The sequence below is a fragment of the Pseudoalteromonas sp. H103 genome, from assembly GCF_001469205.1.
In the GTDB taxonomy this organism is placed as follows: Bacteria; Pseudomonadota; Gammaproteobacteria; order Enterobacterales; family Alteromonadaceae; genus Pseudoalteromonas; species Pseudoalteromonas carrageenovora.
This window is the reverse complement of sequence record NZ_LOFG01000006.1, coordinates 20,770-46,324: the sequence shown is the minus strand read 5'-3', so window position 1 is coordinate 46,324 and position 25,555 is coordinate 20,770. Positions and strand designations below refer to the sequence as shown.

Here is a 25,555-nt window from a genome sequence, read left to right as displayed (position 1 = left end):
ATGTTATTATATGCAGTCAGTAAAGTTAGTATCTGAACAATTAACTCCTTCAAAAGTGGTATGTGTTGGGCGTAACTATACCGCACACATTGCAGAATTAAACAACGAAACTCCTGATCAAATGGTGTTGTTTAACAAACCAAATAGTGCAATTACAGGCACTCTTTCATCTACTCATAATAACGATACTCTTCATTATGAAACCGAGCTTTGCTTTGTTATTAAAAATAAGAAAATTGCAGGCGTAGGGCTAGGTCTTGATTTAACTAAGCGTACAGTACAAAGTAAGTTAAAAAATAAAGGGCTGCCATGGGAGCGTGCAAAAGCATTTGATAGCTCTGTAATTTTAACTGACTTTGTTGATCTTAGTGATGCAGCGCAGCACTTTACTTTTGAGCTTAAAATTAACGATAAAGTAACTCAGCAAGGTGATACTCACTTTATGTTGCACAAGCCAGAGCAAATACTTACAGAGATAAGCGAATTTATGAGCCTAGAAGATGGCGATATTATTATGACCGGTACGCCATCGGGAGTAGGGGAGGTTAAGCGTGGTAATACATTTACGGTTAGTCTTTACTCAAATGAGAAGTGCTTGCTAACTCAGCAGTGGGTTACTCAGTAATAGGAAGCACTTGTTGCTTAAAGTGAGAGTTAAACTCAGGAAAGCTCTGTTTAAGCCAAAACTGTTGGCTTTGCTGGTACTTTTCACTATTGAGGACTTTGTTTTTTAGTGCCTTATTTATTTTGCTAATTGCTTGTTTTGCAAAATTATTAGGTGCGTTAGCTGCACATCCCACTGCACCTAATACATACTCCCGGTTATCTTCTTCTATTGCTAAACTCACTATGTTTTTAAATTTACTGTGCTTAATAAAGTAATCACTCATAAATGGGTAGTCGATAGAGTAATCTAAAAAACCATGGCTCAAGCGTGATATAACCGCTTGGCTTTCGTTCTCGCTACTCCAACTTAAAGATGCTTTATGATGGGCTGTGGTATTTTCAATAATAGTATTTATTTTATCTGTGTACTTTCTTGCGGCTGCCTGTCCATAAACATAAGACGGATCTGCAAGTAGATTTATTAACTTTATAGGCGAGCCGTGTTTATTACTAAGCTCTGGTGCTAACTCCTTAGTGGTAATAATATTAAACGGCGGGTAAACCGTTGTAGGTGTAGAGTAGTTAAATAAGTGATTATTTACTTTTTTATGGATAACACACGGAAAACAAATATTTTGCCCCTCGTTTAAGTACTTATTAATTCGCTCCTGAGGAACAATTAATCGAGTGTGTTTTACATCATCAATCTCATTAATTAATTGCTCGGTTAAATTATCACAAATTCCGCCTTGAGGTGCGTCTTCGTTTTTAGCTATGTGAAAAGGTGGCGTGTAACTTTGCAGCCAGATAATTTCTTTTATTGGGGTTTTTTCTTCAGCCCAAGTAGACGTACTCAAACAGCTAAATACGCTAATAAATAAAAACGATTTTTTCAGCATAACTCATTAAGTATTAATTTGTTAACGGTGAACTAAGTATAGTTAGAGAGAGTTTTTCAGCAAATTTTCTTATAAAAAAAGCAGTATAAAAATACTGCTTTAATACGCTTCTATTTTATAGCAGCGTGCTTTAGTAAGGCATTGGGTAGTTTTTAAATATAGTCGCTATATCATCAAGTAATTCACTACTAAGTATAATGTTAAATGCATCTATATCTTCTTTGAGCTGAGCCATGCTTGTAGCGCCAATAATAGATGAGGTAACGCCATCCACTTGGTTACACCATGCAAGAGCAAGCTGTGCGGGCGTTATATTGTTAGCATGAGCTAAATCAACATATTGCTGCGTCGCTTTTTGAGCATTGGCTGTGTCTCTAAAAATGCCATTACGTTGCATGAAAGTCCAACGCGAGCCTTCTGGGCGAGCGCCGTTTAAGTATTTACCTGTTAACATGCCTGCCGCAAGTGGCGACCAAGGCAAATAAGCAATATCTTCGTGTATACATTGCTCAATTAAATAAGGCCAATCTTTGGCATGCGCTAAGCTAAATTCGTTTTGAATAGACACCATGCGCGGTAAATTATGCTCTTTAGCTAAATTTATAAACTGGCTAATACCCCATGGTGTGTCGTCTGACAAACCACAATGCTTAATTTTACCTGCTTTAATACACTCGTTAAGGCCTTCTAAAATATCCAACATACTGGCTTGGTGTTGCTCAGTATTTACATCGCTAAAGGTTAGTTTGCCAGGCCACTGCCTACCAAAATGTGGAGTAGAGCGATTAGGCCAATGTAATTGGTATAAATCTATATAATCGGTTTGCAGGCGTTTAAGTGAGTTATCAACGGCTTCTATTACTGCGCTGCGGGTTATATCGCTGCCATCACGCACCCACGATAACCCATTACCCGCTATTTTTGTCGCAAGTACAATATCGCCACGTTTTTGTGTGTTTCGGCTAAGCCAATCACCAATAATTTCTTCGGTTTTTCCGTAAGTTTCAGGAGAAGGTGGCACGGCATACATTTCGGCGGTATCAATAAAGTTAACGCCTTGCTCGAGTGCGTAAGCTATTTGCTCATCAGCATCACTTTGGGTATTTTGTTTACCCCATGTCATGCTACCTAAGCATACTCTTGAAACATCAACGCCGCTGCTGCCTAACGGACTGTATTGCATTTAAAATCCTTAAATTAAGTAACCTGAAATCTGGATAATAAATCTATCTCTAGCTGCTATTTTCAGTGCTAACTACGTTGAATTTACTTGCAATAGGCTAGCTATTGACGCGTAAATTCGCCTTATTTTCACAGAAAATCTCTGGCTAGAGAAATAATTCAAATATCACTATGATTTAATACGTTAGTAAATCTCTTAACCAAAGTTCAGGTTAAGTAAGATCTTGAGAGTGGCTAATTAAGGCCGATAATAATGGCTCTGAAATAGCGGCTTTTTGCCCTGTTTTAAAGTCGAACATTACAACTAAAGAAGACCCTGTAGTTGTAACGGCTTGTTGAGCATGACTAAATACTGAATAATTCATCATAAAACGATCCGTTTTTATATCTGAAATAGTAATACCAACGGTTAAAGTATCTGGAAAAGTAACAGGGCGTTTGTAGCGAATATTGTTCTCGCTTATTACCGGACCAATACCGCCCGGTTTTATTGTATCAAACAGGTTTATTTTATTTAAAAAGTCGATGCGAGCAATTTCAAAATAACGTAAGTACACTACGTTGTTAACGTGCTGCAGTGCATCCATGTCAGCCCAAGCTACTGTAATGTCAGTATGGATAGGGTGTTTATCTTTGAACCTTTGCATGTACTTATACTCTTAGTTTTAAATGAGTTAGGTTATCAATATGGTGTATTTAGCTCAAGGTAATTAATTTTATGTTTTTTATAAGATGATTGTACCTATTTAAATTTTAGGTCTACAGTTTAATTACACAGACACAACACACGAGAACACACATGCAAAATATAATTAATTGGGCATTAGCCAGTTTAGTTTTTATAGCGTCTTTTGCTTGCTACGCAATGGGCAATGCTTCTGGTGGTATTATACTACTGGCAGCAGGGTTTTTATTTGAGTTTGTTTTTTGGCTACATTGTTTTAAAAAACCTAAGCGTTTTAAGCAGCCATTTTAATTAATGGGACTTGCTAATTAAAAGTGATTCCATAATAATGCCTGTATAAATAAACAGTTGTTTGCGGTGATGAAAAAGTTTATTCATATCGATATGGACTGCTTTTACGCAGCGGTCGAAATGCGCGATAACCCAAAGCTTGCCAATGTGCCTTTAGCCATTGGCGGCAATAGTCGACGAGGCGTGCTTTCTACAGCAAACTATATAGCCAGAGAGTACGGCGTACGCTCTGCTATGTCTAACTACCACGCTAAACAGTTATGTCCAGACCTAGTAATAGTGCCTGGGCGTATGTCTGTTTACAAAGATATTTCTAGTCAAATTCGCGCTGTATTTAAACGCTATACCGATTTAATAGAACCTCTTTCGCTTGATGAAGCCTACCTAGATGTAACAAACAGCACAGCATGTAAAGGCAGTGCAACGTTAATTGCCCAGCAAATTAGAGCCGATATTTATAACGATACCGGCCTTACAGCCTCTGCAGGTGTGGCGCCCATTAAATTTATTGCCAAAATAGCCAGTGATGAAAATAAACCCAATGGCCAATTCGTGGTTTTACCTGATGAAGTGGATGGGTTTCTAAATAACCTACCGCTTGGTAAAATTCCTGGAGTAGGGAAAGTGACTCTAGAAAAGCTTAATTTGAAAGGGCTGTATACAGGTAAAGACGTACGCGAAAAAGGCGTAAATTGGATGCAGCAACATGTAGGTAATTTTGGTGTATCGCTTTATCAAAAATGCGCAGGTGAGTATGTTGGAACTGTATCTACACAGAGAATACGTAAATCATTAAGTGTGGAGCACACTTATGAATACAATAAAAATAGTTTACAGGAATGTTTAGAACAACTGCCTAAACTATTAGAGGAGCTGACTACTCGTCTTAATAAGCAGCAGCTACAAAACAAAATTAATAAGCTTAGTGTAAAAGTTAAGTTTGCAAATTTTGTGGTGACCAGTGCCGATCAGGCACATCATCAACTAAATACAGATATTTTTACTGAGCTGTTTAGTAAAGCGTATCAACGAGGCATGCAACAACCTGTACGCCTTTTAGGAATTGGAGTTGGCGTAAAAAATGAGCCTAATTTAAATCTACAATTGAGTATTCTCGATTAGCGTGTACTTTTTACTGTAACACCAAGTTGCCAGAGCAAAATTTGCTTATCGCAGCTGGCTGGTTTTGTATTTTTATATCGACGATAATACCCTCCTTATGTTTAATAACAGGAGCTTTACTTATGGCATATCCTCAAGCAATCGCTGCACCTACACTAAGTGCTAGCCTTGATTCTTCTTCTCACGATGCACTTATTATTATTAGTGATGACTTTTCTCAGTTAGCCAATAATTCACTAAGCGATGCTATAAACGCGCAAGCTAAAGTAGACTCTCGTATTGGCAAGCAAGTTACCTTTTTAGTTATTGAAAATACACGCGTTATTCTTGCGCCAACAGGCCCACTAAACCGAGATTACGACGATGTTCGCCGCTATTTTGATGCAGCTAAACTAGCTATAAATGAAGCGAAAGCGTCGGGGAGTGTCAGCCCTGCTATTTACTTACCAAACTTGCATACTGATGAACGTTACCAAAATGCGCTAGAAGTTGCTTATTTAGGTGCATGCCAAGCTTTATGGCAACCACTTGAAGCCCGTGAATATCACGGCGAAGGCATTGAGCCAATTACTCAAATTGGTTTAATTGACGCAAGTGAGGAAACTGTTAAGGCTGTAAATGCAATTGCGGCAGGGCAATATGCCGCACGTGATTTATGTGGTACTGAACCAGAGCGTATGGCGCCTCCTCGTTTTGCAGATTACTGCGTGGAGCTTTTTAAAGGCTCAAACGTAAGTGTTGATGTTGTTGACGACATAGACTTAATTGATAAAAACTATCCAATGCTAAGTACGGTTGCACGTGCATCGTATGCAGTAGAGCGCCACCACCCTCGCGTTGTTAAGCTTGAATACGTGCCTGTGGGCGAAGTTACCCGCACGCTTATGTTTGTAGGTAAAGGTTTAGTATACGACACAGGCGGTGCGGATCTAAAAGTAGGCGGTTACATGGCAGGTATGAGCCGTGATAAAGGCGGTGCAGCATCAGTTGCAGGCTTTATGAAAGCGGTTGCTGATTATCAGCCTAAAGGCGTTAAAGTTATTTCTTACTTAGCCGTTGTGCGTAACTCTATTGGCTCAGATTGTTTTGTACCAGATGAAATAATTACTAGCCGTGAAGGCGTGCGTGTTCGCATTGGTAACACCGATGCAGAAGGGCGCTTAGCAATGGGTGACCTACTTAGCGAAATGAAAGATTTAGCTAAGACAGAAGTTAACCCAACCTTATTTACGGTGGCAACATTAACGGGGCATGCGGCGCGTGCAATGGGCCCTTACGGAGCCTATGTAGAAAACGGACCTGCACGCAGCGCTAATACATCTCGTCAAATAGCTGACCTGGGTGATTTATGGGCAGATGGCGCAGAGGTTTCTCGTTCTCGTCGTGAAGACTACGACTTTATAAAACCGCGCACTTTAGCTGATGATGTTTTATCAAGTAATAATGCGGCTTCTGCAGTTACTGCGCGTGGCCATCAGTTCCCTATGGCATTTTTAGCTGTTGTTGGCGGGCTTGATAAACACGGTAACGACTCTGCTCAGCCACTGCCTTATGTACATATGGATATTGCAGGTAGCGGTGTTGAAGGTGGCGATTGGCAGCACGGTAAGCCAACCGCTGCATCAGTAACAAGCTTATTTGCACGCTACTGTATGTGAGCTAAAAACTTACGTGCAATAAAAAAGCCCTGATAATTCAGGGCTTTTGTTTTTTAAGTTATTTTAATTTAAAGCGATTAACCACACTCGAAAGCCCTTGGCTACTTTGTTTAAGATTGTCGCTAGCATCGGTAAGCTGCTTGGTATTATTGAGTGATTGCTCGGTTGATTGAGATAACTCGTTAATACGTAAATTAACCTCGTCGGCAGCTTGTGTTTGCTGCTCTGTGGCTCGCGCTATTTGGCTGTTCATTTCAGTAATAATTGACACAAGCCTTTCAATTTCACTAAGTGATGTATTAGCAGATGAAGTCTGTTCAACGGTAGAAACCGAAAGCGCTTGGCTTGACTTAACAGCCTCAACAGCGGCTTTTGCCCCTTCTTGCAATTTAGTGATCATAGCTTGAATTTCGTCAGTACTTTGCCCTGTACGACTCGCTAGTGTGCGTACTTCATCGGCTACAACAGCAAAGCCTCTGCCGTGCTCACCGGCTCGAGCTGCTTCTATTGCAGCGTTAAGCGCTAGTAAATTAGTTTGCTCCGATATACTTCTAATCACATCAAGTACTGAGCCTATATTATTGCTCTCGTTGGCCAAGTCTTCAGTAACTTGGCTTACCGTTTCTATATTGCTAGAAAGTGTTTCTATGGCGGTAATGGTGTTTTCAACCACGCTTTTACCTGTTGATGCATTGCACGCGGCATCATTGGCAGCTTGTTCTGCTGCCTCGGCATTACGACTTACGTCGTGGATTTGGTGAGTCATTTGCTCCATTGCAGCAGCAACTTGTGTGGAGCTGTCGTTTTGTAGCTCGATAAACGAATGGCTTGTTTTGCTAGAGTCGTCAACGGTATAGGCATGCTTATTTACATCATCGGCACTTTGCGATACTTGAACCAACGACTCTCGCATTTTTAACACAAATAAATTAAATGAACGCGACAGCTCTGAAATTTCATCATTACCCGATTCGTTTAGCGTACGGGTTAAATCACCTTCGCCTTGGGAAATATCTTTCATCATATCGGCAGCTAGGCGAGTAGGGGTTAAGATGCTCTTACCTATAAAGTAGCTGAGGATTATAACTGCAATAATCATTATTAATGCGCTAAAAAGTATAAGGTTACGCTGCTCGCTAAATGCTTCGCCAATTGAATCAAGGTAAACACCTGAACCAATAATCCACTGCCACTGATTAAACCCTTTTACAAACGCTATTTTATCTACAGGTTGTTCTTTACCAGGCTTTGGCCATTTGTAAGGAATAAAACCTTCGCGGTTTTGTTTTACAATATTAACCATTTCTACAAATAGCGCTTTGCCGTCGGGGTCTTTGTTATTGGTTAAGTCTTTACCTTCAAGCGCCGGTTTTATAGGGTGCATTACCATTGCAGGTTGGTAGTTGTTTATCCAAAAATAATTAGTTTTGTCGTAGCGTAGGGCTCTTACAGCCTCAAGAGCTTGGGTTTGAGCTTGCTCTTGCGTGAGGGTGTTGTTTTTCTCAAGTGCATAGTAATGTTCAATAACACTGTATGCGGTTTCTACTACATTTTGTGTTTTTAGGTATTGCTCGTTTTTGAGTGAGCTATATTGATGAGTTAGGCTAGATATACTCAGTACTATTAGGCCAAATACAACAATGGCTATTAACAGTGAAAAACGCTGGAATATACTAAAACTACGTAAATTAGGCATACTTTTATCCTCAATAAGTGTGCGCATTAGCGCATAGAATAAGCGTAGCTAAAAAGGGCGTTTAATCTAGGCTTAATTACCTATTAAGACAAAAAAAAGGCTGATATTTCAATCAGCCTTTGGTCTATTTTTAAATGGTTTAATTATTTAACATCAAAATGACGATTAAAGAAATTAGTAATGGTTTGATGCAAATGCGTTTGCACTTGTTTACCACGAAGACTGTGTTTAGAGCCCGGGTAAGTCATCATCTCAAACTGTTTTTCGTTATCTTGAAGTTGTTTAAATAACTTAGTGGCGTGGGTAAATAACACGTTGTCATCGGCCATACCGTGGTAAATCATTAATGGGCCTTTTAAGCCATCTGCGTACGGGAATACAGCGCTATCTTCGTAGCCTTTTGCGTTCGTGTTTGGATTACCTAAATAACGTTCAGTGTAGTGAGTATCGTACAATGCCCAATCTGTTACTGGTGCTCCCGATACGCCTGCTTGAAAGTAATCGCCCGCTTTAAACATTGTCATTAATGCCATGTAGCCGCCGTAGCTGTGGCCATAAATACCAATACGCTGTGGATCTACGTAATCAAGGGAGCGTAAAAATTCTACGCCCTTAATTTGGTCGGCGACTTCTACTACGCCTAAGTTTTTATAAATAGCATCTTCAAACTTTTTGCCGCGATTGTAAGAACCTCGGTTATCAAGCTGAAAAATAACGTAGCCTTGTTGCGCCATATATTGAAAATACAAATTTTTACTGCGCCAGCTATTGGTAACTCTTTGTGCGTGCGGCCCACCGTAAACATTAACAATAACAGGGTGTTTTTTGCCATCACTTACATTACTTGGCTTAAATAAACGGTAATGCATTACTTGGCCATCTTGAGCTTTAATTGTGCCGTATTCTGGTGTTGTTAAATCACTTAAGTAAGGCGTAAGCGGGTGGTTACTATCGAGCTTGTTTTCTTCAAGCCAGGTAATAAAGTCGCCGTTTACATTACGAAGAGCGGCTGAGTTTGGCGTATTATCAGATGAACTATTATCGATAAAAGTTTTACTATCTTTTGCCATTACAACACTGTGGTACTTACCTTTTTCGGTAATACGCTTTGCATCGCCTTTTTTAAATAAAGGGGCGCTGTATAAATGGCTTTCAAGCGGTGTATCTTTACGTCCTGCAAAGTACACAATACCTTTTTTCTCATCAATACCTTTTAAGCTATCAACAGCCCAATCGCCAGAGGTAATTTGGCGAACAAGTTGGCCGTTAGTACGGTATAAGTAAAGATGTTTAAAACCATCGCGCTCAGATGCCCATATAAAATGCTTTTTGTCTTTTAAAAACTCAAGGTCAAAGTGTAGGTTTATCCATGTGTCGCTATTTTCGCTAAGCGCTACTTTTTGTGTTTTAGTTTCGCTGTTATAAAAGCGAAGCTCTAAATTATGCTGAGAGCGGTTTTGCCACTGATAAGAAAGCGTAGTGCTGTCTTTTAGCCATTTAGCGCGGGCAATGTAAATGTCTTCATCTTCGCCTAAATCAATCCAATCAACTTTTTGGTCGTTAAGTTTAACTACGCCTAGCTGAATCTTAACGTTATCTGTTCCTGTAAACGGGTAGCGCTGATTAAATAGTTTTACTTCATCTGCGTAAATTTCGTTACGAATTGCTTCTTTTACAGGGGTTTCGTCAACACGTGTATAAGCTATTTTAGACTCATCGCCTGACCACCAATAACCCGTCATACGGCTCATTTCTTCTTGCGCTACAAACTCGGCCATGCCGTTTTTAATAACGCCGCCACCGTCTTTACTTAGCTGTATTTCTTTTCCAGAATCAAGCTCTAAAGCGTAAAGGTTTTGCTCACGAATAAACGATACATAATTACCTTTAGGTGAAAAACGCGCATCGGTTTCAAACGTTTCTGTGTTTGTTAGTTTTTTACTTTTACCTGAAGCGAGCTCGTAATAATACAAGTCACCATTGAGTGGAAATAAAAGTGCTTTGCCGTCTTTAGACCATTTATATTCTAAAATACCTTTACCAAAAATACGCTGGCGTTCGCGGCGTGCTTTTTCTTCATCTGAAAGGTTTTCTGGGCCTGAAAATAACTTAGCAGAATCAACAAGTACACGATTGGTGTTGTCTTTTAAGTTGTATTCCCACAAATCATAACGATTGTAGTCATCGTTTTTACCTTGTAAGTAAGTTACGCGGCTGCCGTCAGGTGAAAATTTAAGTTGTACCGGTGACTTACCCGAAAGGCTCGGATCGTCAAAAATACGTTCTAGAGATAATGGTTTTGCTTGAACACTAACGGCGCCAACCATTAATGGCAGTGCCAGTGAGAGGTGTTTTATTTTTTTTAGCACAAGGTTGCCTTAGCTTATTATAAATATTGCTTTGAATGGTAAAGCCAAGCGTGTGCAACTGCAACTAAATGCTATAAAGTGTCATTTATTGAAGATAAAGTAGGACATTACAATGACTAACCCTAAATTTGAACTTGCCCCTGAGCTTAAGCGCGATTGTATAGAACTTACCGACTGGCCGTTATGTAAGGTGCTACTGCTGAACGATAGCCAATACCCTTGGTTTGTACTTGTACCTAGGCAAGCAAACTTAAAAGAAATTATTGATTTATCTGAGGATGATCAAATTGTGTATTTAAAAGAGTCAGCCAAGTTAAGTAAGTTATTAATGGATGTGTTTAGCCCTGATAAACTAAACGTAGCAGCTTTAGGTAATGTGGTACCGCAATTACATATTCATCATATTGCACGTTTTACGACTGATGCTGCTTGGCCTGCGCCAATTTGGGGTAAGCACCCGGCAGTGCCATATACAGAACCACAAATTGCAGAGCTAAAAAAAGCGCTGAAGTTATAAACCACAACGCTAGTAACGTATTACGTGTTGGGTTAGTTAAGGCTTAGCACGTCTTTACCTTGTTTAAAGGTTACATCTACAGGGATATTAGCTTGGCTTAGCTTTTCTAGGTCTTTAGCAAGCTCTTCTTTAATATCGCCATGTGTTGCGATTAGTTGATCTACTTTTTCGTAATCGCCATCACCTTGTAAAGTTAAAATTAGGCGAGATAATTTAGCCATTGCTACGCCCATTTTTTCCATGTTTACGCGGTATAAACCTTCGTCATTTTTAGAAAATGCGCCTTCTTGTGCAAAGAAATTAAAGCGGATCATATTGGCTTTACCATGTGCACTTGATGCGCCAAAACGTACAGAGCGGAAAATACCAGCCATAAACGTAGTGTAGTAATCCTCTAGTGTACCTTCGGTAATTTCGCCTTTTTTGAGTAACTGCTCAACCATGTATAAACCTAAAATATCGGCTTTACCTTCTTCAAGTGCACTTGCGTGTTCTTGTAATGATTGGCGAACGGTTCCTTTACCTGTAAGCGTGTTTTTAATACCTAAACCATGTGCCACTTCATGGAACATAGTATTGGCAAAAAATGCGTTAAAGGTAATGTGTTTGCGTTGCTCTGGCACAATTAGCTGCTCAGAGATTGGCACTAAAATTTTATCAAACTTAGCGCGCATTGCGTTTTTAAGTTGCAGGCGACGAGTGCCTTTTTCAAGCTGAACTTGCTCATCGTTTGGTAAATTAATCGCAATGGTTTTACTGCCTGCATTAGAGTGGCCTGCGTAGTAAACAACATCGTAAGCATTTAAATCGGCATCCGAACCAGGTACTTCTTGTTTGTACTTCGCATCTACTGGTAAGCCTTTTTGAAGCTCAGGTAAAAAGGCTGCAAACTTAGCAAGGCGCTCGCTCCATTTTAAATCTTTAATTAATACGTAAGACTCATAAGCTGCGCGGTAGCCAAACAATTGATCTTCGTATGTTTCTATTGGGCCAATAACCACATCTACTGGATTATTTTTCATATCCATCCACGCAAAGTCAGACACCTGGAAATCATCTTTTTGCAGTGCGTCAGCGCGTAGATTTAAGTAATTAGCAAATTCTTTATCATCTGCAAGTTTACTTGCTTCACGTAATAGGTTTGCTGCTTTTGCAAGCTCATCAGCGTATTCTTTTGAATAAGGGACGCTGTAAAGCTTGCCTTGCTCGTCACGTTTAATTACTGAGTAAAGGCCTTTTTTATCCTCAACGTCAGCTTTGTTTAACTCTTCTTTAGTTATATCTGCAGGGTAAAACTGTGCTCCGAGGGCTTTTTCTTTATAGCCTGATAAAAATGCTTCGTCACCATTTAAACGATCCCAAGGACCGTAGTTAATATCAGCAAATTTACGTACTTTTTCATCACTCAGTTTTGCTAAAAACGCATCTTTATTTTCACCAAAAGATTGTTTCCAAAATAATTCATCCATAATTTTAGATGCATCAATAAGCTTAGACACCATCGCTTTTTGGTTATCACTCAAATGCGAAAGATCAGCCTTTAGGCTAAAGTCAGTGTAAATATCTAAACGTTGTTTATCGGTATTAATAAGCTCAGGACCTGATTGAGCACCACTTTCTTGGGCTAGGTCTACGGCTGTGTTGTCGGTAGAAGACGGCGCTTGCTCAGAGCATGCACTAAGAAAAACAACACCTGAGAGCAAAATTGCTTGGCTAATTTTATTTAAGATCATTATCTTGCCTATTAAAAAGTAAGTTTAATAATTTGTATAGCTATGCTTAATAGCCAAAGGTATACAAATGCTTCCTTATTGTGATTGCATTAAAGCAAAACTAAATGGTAAATAGCAAGTATTTGGCGTTGTAAGGCAGGCACATGCGCTAAAGCGTCATAAATTAAAATAAACTTCTATAATTTCCTTAACTTTATCGGTAAGTTAGACAATACTAATTTATATTACTAATACAAAAATTAACGGTCTGAATTTGCAGTTGCTTGCAGGCTAAACAAAAAGGATGGCAAGCTATATGTCTACAGAAAATGCTTTATTAACGATTCTAGTTGATAGAATAAATAACGATACGCTCGTGCTGCCAACGCTACCTGAGGTTGCAATTAAGGTTCGCCAAGCGGCGGATAACCCTGATGTAAACTTGATGCAAATGTCGGATGTTATTGCTCAAGACCCTGCGCTTTCAGCCCGTATGATAAAAGTTGCTAACAGTGCAATTATGGGACGTGCGGTAAAAGTGTCTAATTTACAGCAAGCAGTTACACGTATTGGCTTGCGCCAAATTAAAAATATTGCAACCGCAATGGCAATGGAGCAACTGTTTGTATCAAACAATGAGCTAATTAAAGGTTACATGGGTAAAGCGTGGCAAAAAACATTAACGGTTGCGAGCCACTCTATTTCACTTATGGAATTTTACTTACAAAATCAAAAGCACACGTCGTTAAATCGCGATTCAATTACACTCGCCGCACTTGTCTATAATATTGGCGTGTTACCTATTTTAACTGAAGCAGAGCGCCACCCCGAGGTTTTTGCTAACCCAAGCTTTTTAGCTCATGCAATTCAAAAGTTGAGTGGTAAAATTGGCTCTTCTATAATGACTGCTTGGGAGTTTCCGAAGGAGTTTGTTGATGTTGCACAAAGCTGGGCCGATCCCACTTATAAACCGTCTCAAGTAAGTTATGTAGATTTTATTCGTGTAGGCGCTATTTTAGAGGGGACGTTACAGGTTTCTGATAAATCAGCCGCATTACAAACTTATATAGATAAGGGCGTAATTCCATCGATGCAGTTATTTTCAAGTGACGAGTACAACGATATGCTAGCTGATGTAAAAGATATGTTTAGTTAAACATATTTTTTATTGGTATTAAAAAAGCACGATTTTATCGTGCTTTTTTACGTTTTAGTTATGCTTTACCTAAATCGTCTGCATCACCTAAACCAGCGGTTAGCTCTTCAAGCAATTGTTTAATTTCTTCTGACGCTAAAATAAAGTCGGCATCGAGTTTAACGGCCATATCTTCTTTAGGAATATCAGCGTTTTCTTCTTTTAAAGTTTCTGAGTAGCTTAAACGTTTAATAGAGCCATCGTTTTGTAGCATAAACTTCAGGCGCTCTTGCCAATCAAGGGCAAGCTTAGTTACACGTTTACCGCTTTCTAAATGTGACTTAACTTCATCACAAGCTAGATCATGACCTTTAAGTTTTACTTGTGCGCCGCTGTCATCGGCTTCTTCAAGTTCAGCGTCTGAGCCTATTGCAAAGCCTTCTGGAGTACTAAAGTTAGTTAGCCAGTCTGTTAAAAATACATCAAGGTCATAATTAGCAAATGCAGGTACTACAGGTAATGTACCAAGTGACTTACGAAGTAGGGCGAGTAGCTCTTCTGCTTTGTTAAAGCTGCCACTATTTACTACAACCCAACCATTTTCTTGGTCAATGAATGCAAATTGTAGGCTCGATTTTTTGAATGCCTGAGGAAGCAGTGTATGAAGGATGTTTTCTTTTAATTCGTCTTTTTCTTTCTTTTTAACAGGACGATTTTCTTCTGCTTCAATTTGATCAATTTTTTCAGCAACGAGCTCGTTTATAACCGACGCAGGTAACACTTTTTCTTCACGTTTTGCACACACTAAAATACTTTTTTGAGAAAAATGCGATAACGTTTCGCCATGCTTTCCAAACGCTTTTGTCCAGCCAAATGTAGCAAGCTCTTGGCCTGTACACGGACGAAATAAGTCTTGCTCTAATGCTTTGTCAAAATCTTCTTGAGTATATGAAACGTCTTGCTTAAAGCGGTAACAAATAAGGTTACTAAACCACATAGGGGGATTGATCCATTTGAAAAATTTGTTCAATCATAGCAATAAAAACAACATCTCGAAATGGCTGATTTGTTACTGGCAAATATGGCTAAATTTAACGCACATAGTTACTCTTGGTTAAACATAGAGAGGGGTTTAGCCATGTTTTTAGGGAACTGAATGTAATAGCGAAGACCTTTACCTGGCTCGCTTGTGGCATCAATAGAGCCACTTAATGTTTGTTTTACTAAATTAAACATTATGTGCGTACCTAAGCCGCTACCACCTTGATCGCGCTTAGTCGTAAAAAATGGGTCAAATAACTTAGTTAATTGCTCGCTAGTAACACCGTTACCATTATCTTTGTAATCAATGGTTAAGTTAGTTTCATCACTTGTTATTTTTATATCCATAAGGCCATTTTCTTTGCCTTCAAAGCCATGAATCAGTGAATTCATTATTAGGTTGGTAAAAATTTGACTTATAGCACCTGCAGGTAAGTTAAGCACTAAATCATCTGGGCATTGTAAGTTAATTGTGTGGGATGTTTTTTTAAGTTTAGGATGCAGCGAGCGAATTACTTCGTTAACGTAATCTTTAAAGTTGATGGTTCTTATTGCCTCACTGGCTTGATCAACCGCAATTTGTTTAAAGCTCGCAATTAGCTCAGATGCTCTATCAAGGTTTGTAGTGAGTAGGCTAGTACTTTGTTTAGCTTCATTAATAAACTCCTCAAGCGCTTTTGGTGAGAGTTTCTTATCGGTATAGGCACTTTCGAGTTTATTTAAACGTTCTTGTAAAAATGATATTGCAGTAACGCCAATACCAATGGGCGTATTTATATCGTGCGTTATACCAGCTACTAAACCACCTAAGGCTGCCATTTTTTCAGTGCCAACTAAACGCTCTTGAGCTAGGCTTAGCTCATCTATATAACGTTGTGATTCGCTTTGTTTGCTAATTAGTTCTTGCTCTGTGCTTCGGCGTAAATCAATTTCTTCGGTGAGAACTATTTTTTGTTTTTCAAGCTCATATTTTTGCTGCTGTAAGTCCATCATTGCTTGGCTCAAGTTAGATGTTTTACGCGCTACGTCTTGTTCTAGTTGTATATTGTGCTGATCGAGCTTTTCGTTACTAATAATAAGTTCTTTTTGGGTATGCTCTAGCTCTTTTCGGTATTGCACCACTTTGTCTATCAGGTTATTGAATGAGTGCTCCATAACTTTAAGTTCGTTATGCTCTTCTGTTTCAATTTCTATGTGTTGACCTTCTAATTCATCAAGCTCGATGTTTTCTAATTGCTCAGTGAGTTCAGCTAAAGGATCGGTTAACAGTTTTCTAAATGCCATTAAAAATAAAATAATCAAAAATGTAGTTTTGATCATCGCATTACCAATCAAAAAGTAGATCGAAACCATAATCCGGCTAAAAACAACTTCTCGGCTGGAAAACAAAGTAACATCGCCAACTTGAGTGGCACGCCCTGAAAATTCAAAAATAAGCGGGAAGGTATAACCAAATAAGCCAGATTTAGTATCTTCTAAAATAACTTCTTCTTGCACTAATTGCTGGTTATACAATTTATGTATATCTAAAGAGCGACCCAGTTGAGAAATTATTTCGCCACTGTCGTCACGCACTATAATTCCTTCGATCATTGGAATTGCGAGTAAGCCCTCTGCCGTAGTAATTGTTTGCTTTGTATTAAGCTCCCAAATGGCACGTGTTAAGCTGCGACTAAAGGTTTTTTGTAAGGTGCTAAGTTCATCTCGAATGTAGTCTTTAGTATTGACGTATTCAGCAAGTACTTGGCCACAAGTCACCACAAAGGTAAGCAAAAAATAGACTGATAAAACATTAGTCAGCAACTTCTTAGAAAGGCTTTTTTGTAACATGAGTGACGTGTTCATCCTTTGTTATTTTTATAACGTTTTTAGAGTAATTTAAAAGTTAGTCAATAAACGCCTAAAAATAAATAAAAAAGTTAAAATTTAATAAGATAAACAGGCTCTAGTGAAGTATTAATGTATTTAAGCTAAGCTTTTGCAGTAACTTATTACTAGTGTTAAACGCTGGTAATTAATGAAAATAGATTTATTCGATAATTATCACCATATTAAATTATTAATGTGTTGAGTATATAGGAACGTGGTAAACTGCGTTTGTTGCAATGGAGGGCAGGTTTTAATTACTTTTAGATGGCTGTGTAGTAGTAAACATGATGAAATTTTCAATACTTGTATGTGATGATTCAACAGTTGCCCGTAGGCAAGTTGTGCGCTGTTTAAATGACAGTCTAAGTGCAGAGATTCAACAAGCAGTAAATGGTGTGCAGGCTTTAGCATTATTGCGAGAGCAACATTTTGACTTGATTTGTTTAGATTTAACAATGCCAGAACTAGACGGAGTGCAGGTACTCGAAACAATAAAAGCAGAAAAAATAGAGTGCTTTGTATTGGTTATTTCAGCAGATATTCAAGAGAAAATGAAAGTAAGAGTAGCCCAGCTAGGCGCAATCGACTTTATTGAAAAACCCATTAATAAATCTAAATTAAAAGAAATATTGCATAAATTTGGCATTCATTAGGTTATTTTATATTAAAAAAGGCTGTTTTATCTTTTCAATTAGGGTTGACAGCATAGCCTCTGTTAAGGCAGTCTTAAGCCTATGAAAACAATTAATCGCGTACTGACCATTATTATTACAACCACCATTCTTACTGGATAGTGGCATAGGTCGGTGCAACAAATTTAAAGGCCTGTGTTCACTTAGAACACAGGCCTTTTTTCGTTTTATGGGATGAGGAACATAAACAATGCGCGTTTTAAAATTTGGCGGCTCTTCGCTTGCCGACTTTGCATGCTTAGAACAGGTAGCTCAGTTAGCTAAAGCACAATTAAAAGATGAAATGTTACTGGTACTTTCAGCGCCAGGCGGGATGACCGATTCACTGGTTGCGTTAGCTGCGGCAGCAGAGCAAGGTTTAGATTTTTCACAGCAATGGCAAGCACTTGTAAGCCGATGTGAAGGTTTAAAAGCTGATGTGGAAAAAACAGGTGTGGTTGTTTCTAATTGGCCAAACTTAGGTGAGCTTAAAAATAAATTAGATGGCGTAGCGCTTATAAAGTGTTGCCCAGATCAGGTTCGTGCATTTGTAATTAGTTTTGGTGAGCGTGTGAGTGTGTCGCTTATGCAAAGTTTATTAAGCTCGCACGATGCTAAATATTTAGAAGCAACAAGCTGTATAGCCTCAACAGGTGGCTACATTGATGCTGAAGCTGATTTAGTAACAAGCAAGGCGCGTTTTCAAGCTGTACTTAAAGAAAACCCAGCCACTATTTATATTATGCCTGGTTTTACAGCAAGTAATGAACAAGGTGAGCTTACAACGCTTGGTCGTAATGGTTCTGATTATTCTGCAGCAATTGCAGCTGCCTGTTTAGAAGCTGAAATTTGTCAAATTTGGACGGATGTAGACGGTGTTTACAGCGCCGACCCTCGTTATATCAAAAAGGCGACTAAAGTAGATTTCTTATCTTATAAAGAAGCGATGGAGCTTTCTTACTTTGGCGCTAAAGTACTTCACCCTAAAACGATTTTGCCGTGTGCTAAAGCGGGTGTGCCGTGTGAAATTAAAAATACTCATAACCCAGATGCCCAAGGCTCATTAATTGGTAACGATTATAAATCTGACGAGCCAGTAAAAGCGCTTTCAAGTTTACAAGACTTAGCCATGCTTACCGTTTCAGGCCCAGGTATGAAAGGTAAAGTGGGTATGGCGTCTAAAGTGTTTAACGCACTGGCTCACGACAACGTATCAATTGTATTAATCACGCAATCTTCATGTGAATTTAGCATTAGCTTTTGTGTTCACGAAAGTGATTTAGCGTTGGCACTTGATGCGTTACAAACAGCATTTGAACTTGAGTTGCAAGCAGGGCTTATTGAGCCAGTACAAGTACAGCGTAACTTAGCGATTGTTACACTTGTGGGTGATAACATGCGCGCACACCGTGGCTTAGCTGCTAAGTTTTTTGCCTCGCTTTCACAAGCACAGGTAAACATTGTTGCCATTGCACAAGACTCTACCGAGAGTGCTATTTCAGCGGTTATCGATGGTGAGCTATGTAACGATGCAGTGAAAATATGTCATGAGAACTTCTTCACGCATGTGCCTTCAATTGATGTGTTTTTATTAGGTTGCGGCTTAGTAGGACAAGAGCTTATTTCTCAGTTAGAGCGCCAACAAGCATGGCTTGAAAAGCGTAATATTAAGTTAAACCTTTATGGTGTAGCTAATTCTCGTCAATTACATTTAGATAGTGAAGGCATAGCGTTTGCTGATTGGCAGCAAAAGTTAGCAGCATCTGATCAGGCGTTTGATTTAAATTTAGTAGAGCAATTTGTTAAACAAAACCATTTAGTTAATCCTGTTTTAGTTGATTGCACGTCGTCTGATGCACTTGCTGCACAATACGTCGACTTTTTAAATGCAGGCTTTCACGTTGTTGCAGCTAATAAAAAAGCAACAACTAGCTCGTACACGTACTACCAAGACTTAATTGCAGCAACACAAAAAAATAATCGTAAATTTTTATACGAAACTAATGTAGGCGCAGGCTTACCGGTAATCGATAACTTACAATCGTTATTTGGTGCAGGTGATGAGTTGCTTGAGTTTAGTGGAATTTTATCGGGCTCACTTTCATACATGTTTGGTGCACTGCAAGATGGTTTATCACTCTCTGAAGCCACAATTAAAGCTAAAGAAAGTGGTTTTACAGAGCCTGATCCTCGTGATGATTTATCTGGTACCGATGTAGCACGTAAATTACTGATCATTGCTCGCGAAGCGGGTATGAAGCTAGAGCTTAGTGATATAGAAGTTGAGTCGGTATTACCACAAGGTTTTGCACAAGGCGACAGTGTTGATGAATTTATGGCAAAACTGCCAAGCCTAGATGCGCCATTTAATGACCGTATTCAAAGTGCTGCCGCAGAAGGAAAAGTTCTTCGTTATGTAGGCACAATTAAAGAAGGTCACTGTAAAGTGGGTATTGAAGCTGTTGATTCATCACATGCATTAAATGTAATTCGTGATGGTGAAAACGCCTTAGCAATTTTAAGTCAATATTACCAACCACGTCCGTTTGTGATTCGCGGTTACGGCGCAGGCTCTGAAGTAACAGCCGCAGGCGTATTTGCTGATATCTTAAAAACGTTATCTCGCTAGGAGTTCATTATGATTGAAGTATATGCTCCGGCATCTATAGGTAACTTTGCAGTAGGCTTTGATGCGTTAGGCGCAGCCCTTGCGCCAATTGATGGCAGCTTATTAGGTGATGTAGCTGTTGTTAGTGCTGCACCAAGTGATGAGTTTGTTTGTTCTGGCGAATATGCTCATAAGTTACCGAGTGATCCTAACGAAAACTTAGCGTATCAATGCTTGGTACATTTTAGAGCACGTGTAGCGCCAAATATGCCAAGCGTAAAATTAGAGCTTAAAAAGAACCTACCAATTGGTTCAGGGTTAGGCTCTAGCGCGTGTTCAGTAGTAGCAACGTTTGCCGCATTAGATAAATTTGCACACACTAATTTAAGCCAAGTTGAGCTCATTGAGCTAATGGCTGACTTTGAAGCAATAGTAAGTGGTGGTCGTCATTACGATAATATTACGCCATGTTATTTAGGTGGGCTGCAGCTTACAGGCGATTTAATCCCTGATAAATCAATTGCGTTACCAGTTGATGAAAACTGGTACTACGTTGCTGCGTTTCCTGGCTTTTCGCTTAATACCGCAAAAGCTCGCTCGGTATTACCAAAAGAGCTAAGCATGCACGCAGGTGTTGAGTTTGCACAGCGTTTATCTGCTTTTAGTAGTTTATTATTAACGCAGCGTTTTGACGATGCACTTAGCATTATGCAAGACGATATAGCTGAGCCGTATCGTGCACCATTAATAACAGGGTTTAAGGAAGCTAAAGCAAGTTTGCCAGTGCTTGGTGCAGAAATTGTGAGTATTTCAGGTGCAGGCCCTACGCTATTTACAGTGTGTAAAACATTAGAAGCTGCTGAGAAATGTGCACAGTGGCTAGAGCAACATTATATAAATGAGCAGGGGTTCTGCCACATTTGTAAATTAGATAACGACGGCACGCGTCAATTAAACGTTTTATAGGATAGGCAGTTATGCAATTACATAATTTAAAAGATGGTTCTCAAAAAGTGTCGTTTGTTGAAGCGGTAAAAACAGGTTTAGGGCGCAACCAAGGTGTTTTTTTTCCTGAATCTCTTGCTCCAATGGCTGACGTAGACGCCTTACTTGATATGGACTTTGTTACTCGCAGTGGCAAAATTTTATCGCACCTTATTGGTGACGAGTTACCAAGTGATACGGTTGCTCAAATGGTTAAAAATGCATTTAACTTTCCGGTTAAGCTAGTAGAAGTTGAAGAAAATACATACTGCTTAGAGTTGTTTCATGGTCCTACGCTTGCGTTTAAAGACTTTGGCGGACGCTTCATGGCTGAGTGTTTAGCGCAGTTTAATCAAGGTGAAAAAGTTACCATTTTGACCGCAACATCAGGGGATACAGGCGCTGCTGTAGCGCATGCTTTCTATAATAAGCCAAATATAGATGTGGTAATTTTATACCCTAAAGGCAAAATTTCACTTGCTCAGCAAAAGCTTTTTACAACGCTTGGTAATAATATTCATTGTTACGCAGTGGAAGGTAGCTTTGATGACTGCCAAGAACTCGTTAAAAAATCGTTTTTAGATGATGAAGTTAAATCAACACTTGGCCTTAATTCAGCTAACTCAATCAACATTAGCCGCCTAGTAGCGCAAGTGTGTTATTACTTTGAAGCCATTGCTCAATTACCTAAAGAAAAACGTGCAACAGCGCATATTTCAGTACCTAGCGGTAACTTTGGTAATGTATGTGCCGCCATGATTGGCGCGGTAATCGGTATGCCAGTAGGTAAACTAAGTGCTACAACTAATCAAAATGATACAGTTCCGCGCTTTATGCTTGATAAAAACTGGGCGCCAAACGCAACGCTTGAGTCGCTTTCAAACGCGATGGATGTAAGTAAACCTAATAACTGGCCGCGCGTGCAAACAATGTTAGATAATAACTGGTTTAGCTACGATAACTTTTATTCAAGCAGCGTAAGCGAGCAAGATACACAAACTGTGATGAAAAATATTCAACAAACAGGCTATGTAGCAGAACCACATACGGCGATTGCTTACCAAGGTCTTGTTGAAAATAGAGCACCTGGTGCCGCGGGTATCTTTTTAGCAACAGCACATCCTGCTAAATTTAAAGAAAGCGTAGAAGAGATTTTAAATATTGAATTGGATATGCCAAAACCATTAAGCGATGCATTAGCTAAACCGTGCTTAGCAAGCGATATTAACGCCGATTATGATGCGTTACGCACTGAAATACTGGCAAAGTTAGGTTAACCCAGTAGCGAAAAATTAAGCGGCTTAGGCCGCTTTTTTATTATTTAAAATAGGTATTAGCACGCTGCTATCATTAACTAATTAAATGTAAAAAATAAAATTCATTTAAATTATTAATGCATTTATAAAAAAATATCATCTTAAAAACCCTGTGAAATAGTTTCAATCCCTGTTTAAATATCCTCAACTTAAGAGCGTAGGCAAAGAGTCGTTTAAAGCGTACAATAAAGCCTCTAAAAAACACCATACACGTTGCCCTAGGAGACCCCAATGTTAGAACGTAGCATGAATATTTCGGATTTTGATCCAGAGTTATTTGACGCGATAAACAAAGAAACTGCTCGCCAAGAAGAGCACATCGAATTAATCGCTTCAGAAAACTACTGTAGCCCACGTGTACTAGAAGCACAGGGTTCACAGCTTACAAACAAATACGCTGAAGGTTACCCAGGCAAACGTTACTATGGCGGTTGTGAGCACGTTGATGTTGTTGAACAACTAGCAATTGACCGTGCAAACGAGTTATTTGGTTCTGACTATGCGAACGTTCAGCCACATGCTGGTTCTCAAGCAAACGCAGCTGTTTTCTTAGCATTATTAGATGCTGGCGACACAGTACTAGGTATGAGCTTAGCTCATGGTGGTCACTTAACGCACGGTTCACACGTAAGCTTCTCTGGTAAGCTTTACAATGCAATTCAATACGGTCTAGATGAAGCAACGGGCGAAATTGATTACGCACAAGTTGAAGCGCTAGCACTTGAGCACAAACCAAAAATGATTATTGGTGGTTTCTCAGCGTACTCAGGTATTGTTGATTGGGCTAAGTTCCGTGAAATTGCAGATAAAGTAGGCGCTTACTTATTTGTTGATATGGCTCACGTTGCAGGCTTAATTGCTGCGGGTGTTTACCCAAGCCCAGTACCTCATGCACACGTTGTAACAACGACAACACACAAAACACTTGCTGGCCCTCGTGGCGGTTTAATTATTTCTGCATGTGGTGATGAAGCTATTTACAAAAAGCTTAATAGCGCTGTATTCCCTGGTGGCCAAGGTGGTCCTTTATGTCACATTATTGCTGCAAAAGCAGTGGCATTTAAAGAAGCACTACAACCAGAGTTTAAAACATACCAAGCTCAAGTAGTTAAAAATGCACAAGCTATGGTTGCTGTAATGCAAGAACGTGGTTACAAAATCGTATCTGACAAAACAGAAAACCACTTATTCTTACTTGATTTAATCGATAAAGATATCACAGGTAAAGATGCCGACGCAGCGCTTGGTAATGCAAACATTACAGTTAACAAAAACTCTGTACCAAACGATCCTCGCTCACCGTTTGTTACTTCTGGTTTGCGTATTGGTTCACCTGCAATTACACGTCGTGGCTTTAAAGAAGCTGAGTCGAAAGAACTTGCTGGCTGGATTTGTGACGTATTAGACAACATCAACGATGAGTCTGTACAAGCGCAAGTTAAAGAAAAAGTAAAAGCAATTTGTGCAAAATTACCTGTATACGCTTAATTGTACAAGCAGCTGTAATTTAGATCACAACCACTTAGTTTTTTGCTAAGATAAAAGGCCGCTATTTAGCGGCCTTTTTTGTTTTAAAACGGAAGTACCGAGTTATGCATTGCCCATTTTGTACCGCAAAAGATACTAAAGTTATTGATTCTCGCCTAGTCGGTGGAGGCCACCAAGTTCGCCGTCGTCGTGAGTGCAACGATTGCCACGAGCGCTTTACTACATTTGAAGGGGCAGAGCTCGTTATGCCGCGCGTAATAAAACAAGACGGCAGCCGAGAACCATTTAACGAAGATAAGCTTCTAAATGGCCTTAACCGCGCCCTTGAAAAGCGTCCAGTGAGTACCGAACAAGTCGATGAAGTCGTTAATATTATTAAATCTCAATTGCGTGCTACTGGTGAGCGGGAGATATCAAGCCACTTAGTCGGTGAGTGCATTATGGAAGCGCTTAAAAAGCTCGATAAAGTAGCGTATGTAAGATTTGCCTCTGTGTATCGCTCGTTCGAAGATATACGCGAGTTTGGTGAAGAAATTGCCCGTTTAGGGGAGTAATAATGCAAAGCCAAATACCATTTACCGAACAAGATGAAATGTATATGGCGCGCGCCATAGAACTTGCCAAAAAAGGTCGGTTTACAACAACACCAAATCCTAATGTGGGATGTGTGTTAGTTAAAAACAACCAAATCATTGGTGAAGGTTTTCATCAGCTTGCAGGGCAGGGACACGCTGAGGTTAATGCGCTTGCAGTGGCTGGTGAGAAGGCAAAAGGCGCTACGGCTTATGTCACGCTTGAACCGTGCAGCCATTACGGACGCACTCCCCCGTGCGCTGAAGGTTTAAAAGCCGCAGGTGTAGTAAAAGTTATAGCTGCAATGGTTGATACCAACCCGCAAGTAGCTGGTAAAGGGCTTAAAATACTTAGCGATGCTGGTGTTGAAGTTGCATTTGGATTGTTAGAGCAACAAGCTCGTGCACTTAATTTAGGTTTTTTTAAGCGTATGGAGCAAGGCTTGCCTTACGTAACATGTAAAATGGCCGCAAGTATTGATGGTAAAACCGCACTTAAAAATGGCCAAAGTAAGTGGATCACAGGTTCTGTAGCACGCCAAGATGTGCAGCTGTATCGCGCTCAAAGCTGCGCAATTTTAACCGGTGCAGATACCGTACTTGTTGATGATGCAAAACTTAATGTACGCCAAAACGAATTGCCACAACCTTTACCTACAGATTTACCGCTTCGCCAACCTGTGCGTGTTATAATTGACTCGCAAAATAGATTAACACCTGAACTTGCCTTATTTAGTATTGAAAATGACATAATAATTTTTACCACCAAGGTTGATAAATCAAAGCAGTGGCCGCATTTTGTAAGACATATAGAAGTAAGTGAGATTAACGCAAAGGTTAATTTAACTGAGGTTTTACAGCAGTTAGCTCAATTACAGATTAATAATGTATGGCTAGAAGCAGGTGCTACACTTGCTGGTAAAATGTCTGAACTTAATTTAATTGATGAATTTGTATTTTACTTAGCACCAAAATTAATGGGGTGTGATGCAAAAAGTTTAGTAAATTTTCCTGAATTGACGAGTATGCAAAATACAGTTCATTTAACATTTAATGAGTGTGTACGTATTGGCGACGACTTACGTATAACTGCAGTAAAAAAACTCATTAAAACCACTTAATAAAAAGAGTAGC

Annotated in this window: 20 protein-coding genes; 12 read left to right on the top strand and 8 right to left on the bottom strand. The window is 39.4% G+C overall.

The genetic code is table 11. The features are described 5' to 3' along the window. Positions 1-10: 10 nt before the first annotated feature. Positions 11-625 carry a fumarylacetoacetate hydrolase family protein gene (locus ATS74_RS05990; RefSeq protein ID WP_058548031.1) on the top strand — a complete coding sequence of 205 codons (615 nt, stop codon included), beginning with the start codon at positions 11-13 and terminating at the stop codon, positions 623-625. Here the strand turns inward: ATS74_RS05990 and ATS74_RS05985 are convergent. The 3 genes from ATS74_RS05985 to ATS74_RS05975 all read right to left on the bottom strand — a co-directional run bounded on the left by ATS74_RS05985 (position 615) and on the right by ATS74_RS05975 (position 3,334). Beyond that, positions 615-1,505, bottom strand: a complete 891-nt coding sequence (locus tag ATS74_RS05985) for a hypothetical protein (protein WP_058548030.1) — start codon at positions 1,503-1,505, stop codon at positions 615-617. The two genes, ATS74_RS05990 and ATS74_RS05985, sit on opposite strands and share 11 nt — an antisense overlap. A 130-nt stretch (positions 1,506-1,635) precedes the next feature. Continuing rightward, positions 1,636-2,688 carry an aldo/keto reductase gene (locus ATS74_RS05980; protein WP_058548029.1) on the bottom strand — a complete coding sequence of 351 codons (1,053 nt, stop codon included), beginning with the start codon at positions 2,686-2,688 and terminating at the stop codon, positions 1,636-1,638. 211 nt (positions 2,689-2,899) lie between these two features. Next, the gene (locus ATS74_RS05975; RefSeq protein WP_058548028.1) at positions 2,900-3,334 is read right to left on the bottom strand and encodes an acyl-CoA thioesterase; all 435 of its coding nucleotides are present in this window, start codon (positions 3,332-3,334) and stop codon (positions 2,900-2,902) included. 398 nt (positions 3,335-3,732) lie between these two features. On the opposite strand from ATS74_RS05975, the gene dinB reads away from it, so the two are divergent. Further along, positions 3,733-4,785: a DNA polymerase IV gene (dinB, locus tag ATS74_RS05970; protein WP_058548027.1), complete on the top strand. Its 1,053-nt coding sequence runs from the start codon at positions 3,733-3,735 to the stop codon at positions 4,783-4,785. A 122-nt stretch (positions 4,786-4,907) separates the two neighbouring features. Continuing rightward, positions 4,908-6,443, top strand: coding sequence for a M17 family metallopeptidase (locus ATS74_RS05965; protein ID WP_058548026.1), 1,536 nt, complete (start codon positions 4,908-4,910; stop codon positions 6,441-6,443). 58 nt (positions 6,444-6,501) lie between these two features. On the opposite strand, the gene ATS74_RS05960 is transcribed toward ATS74_RS05965, so the two are convergent. Both ATS74_RS05960 and ATS74_RS05955 read right to left on the bottom strand, forming a co-directional pair. Continuing rightward, positions 6,502-8,139 carry a methyl-accepting chemotaxis protein gene (locus tag ATS74_RS05960; protein ID WP_058548025.1) on the bottom strand — a complete coding sequence of 546 codons (1,638 nt, stop codon included), beginning with the start codon at positions 8,137-8,139 and terminating at the stop codon, positions 6,502-6,504. 143 nt (positions 8,140-8,282) lie between these two features. Next, entirely contained in the window at positions 8,283-10,508 is a 2,226-nt protein-coding gene (locus ATS74_RS05955; protein ID WP_058548024.1) for a S9 family peptidase, read from the bottom strand. Positions 10,509-10,620: 112 nt separating this feature from the next. On the opposite strand from ATS74_RS05955, the gene ATS74_RS05950 reads away from it, so the two are divergent. Next, positions 10,621-11,025 (top strand): HIT domain-containing protein, encoded by a 405-nt coding sequence (locus ATS74_RS05950; protein ID WP_058548023.1) that lies wholly within the window; start codon positions 10,621-10,623, stop codon positions 11,023-11,025. Between the two features lie 32 nt (positions 11,026-11,057). Here ATS74_RS05950 and ATS74_RS05945 read toward each other — a convergent pair whose 3' ends face one another. Then, positions 11,058-12,758 carry a dipeptidyl-peptidase 3 family protein gene (locus tag ATS74_RS05945; RefSeq protein ID WP_058548022.1) on the bottom strand — a complete coding sequence of 567 codons (1,701 nt, stop codon included), beginning with the start codon at positions 12,756-12,758 and terminating at the stop codon, positions 11,058-11,060. Positions 12,759-13,053: 295 nt separating this feature from the next. Between ATS74_RS05945 and ATS74_RS05940 the strand changes: the two genes are divergently transcribed. Continuing rightward, positions 13,054-13,893 (top strand): HDOD domain-containing protein, encoded by an 840-nt coding sequence (locus tag ATS74_RS05940; protein WP_058548021.1) that lies wholly within the window; start codon positions 13,054-13,056, stop codon positions 13,891-13,893. A 58-nt stretch (positions 13,894-13,951) separates the two neighbouring features. Here ATS74_RS05940 and rdgC read toward each other — a convergent pair whose 3' ends face one another. Both rdgC and ATS74_RS05930 read right to left on the bottom strand, forming a co-directional pair. Next, positions 13,952-14,869 (bottom strand): recombination-associated protein RdgC, encoded by a 918-nt coding sequence (gene rdgC / locus ATS74_RS05935; protein WP_058548020.1) that lies wholly within the window; start codon positions 14,867-14,869, stop codon positions 13,952-13,954. Between the two features lie 107 nt (positions 14,870-14,976). Further along, entirely contained in the window at positions 14,977-16,743 is a 1,767-nt protein-coding gene (locus ATS74_RS05930) for a sensor histidine kinase (protein WP_058548019.1), read from the bottom strand. Positions 16,744-17,066: 323 nt separating this feature from the next. Here ATS74_RS05930 and ATS74_RS05925 point away from each other — a divergent pair, with 323 nt between their 5' ends. From ATS74_RS05925 to ribD, 7 genes are all read left to right on the top strand, one after another. Beyond that, complete coding sequence (locus tag ATS74_RS05925) at positions 17,067-17,435, top strand: response regulator (RefSeq protein ID WP_058548018.1); 369 nt, start codon at positions 17,067-17,069, stop codon at positions 17,433-17,435. Between the two features lie 229 nt (positions 17,436-17,664). Next, on the top strand, positions 17,665-20,082 hold the full coding sequence (gene thrA / locus ATS74_RS05920) for a bifunctional aspartate kinase/homoserine dehydrogenase I (RefSeq protein ID WP_058548017.1): 2,418 nt from the start codon (positions 17,665-17,667) through the stop codon (positions 20,080-20,082). Positions 20,083-20,091: 9 nt separating this feature from the next. Beyond that, positions 20,092-21,027 (top strand): homoserine kinase, encoded by a 936-nt coding sequence (gene thrB / locus ATS74_RS05915; protein ID WP_058548016.1) that lies wholly within the window; start codon positions 20,092-20,094, stop codon positions 21,025-21,027. An 11-nt stretch (positions 21,028-21,038) separates the two neighbouring features. Next, positions 21,039-22,322, top strand: coding sequence for a threonine synthase (gene thrC / locus ATS74_RS05910; RefSeq protein ID WP_058548015.1), 1,284 nt, complete (start codon positions 21,039-21,041; stop codon positions 22,320-22,322). A gap of 270 nt (positions 22,323-22,592) precedes the next feature. Next, positions 22,593-23,849, top strand: a complete 1,257-nt coding sequence (glyA, locus tag ATS74_RS05905; RefSeq protein WP_058548014.1) for a serine hydroxymethyltransferase — start codon at positions 22,593-22,595, stop codon at positions 23,847-23,849. Between the two features lie 104 nt (positions 23,850-23,953). Beyond that, complete coding sequence (gene nrdR, locus ATS74_RS05900) at positions 23,954-24,403, top strand: transcriptional regulator NrdR (RefSeq protein WP_002961761.1); 450 nt, start codon at positions 23,954-23,956, stop codon at positions 24,401-24,403. A 2-nt stretch (positions 24,404-24,405) separates the two neighbouring features. Next, positions 24,406-25,542 carry a bifunctional diaminohydroxyphosphoribosylaminopyrimidine deaminase/5-amino-6-(5-phosphoribosylamino)uracil reductase RibD gene (gene ribD, locus ATS74_RS05895; RefSeq protein WP_058548013.1) on the top strand — a complete coding sequence of 379 codons (1,137 nt, stop codon included), beginning with the start codon at positions 24,406-24,408 and terminating at the stop codon, positions 25,540-25,542. The last annotated feature ends 13 nt before the right edge of the window (positions 25,543-25,555 follow it).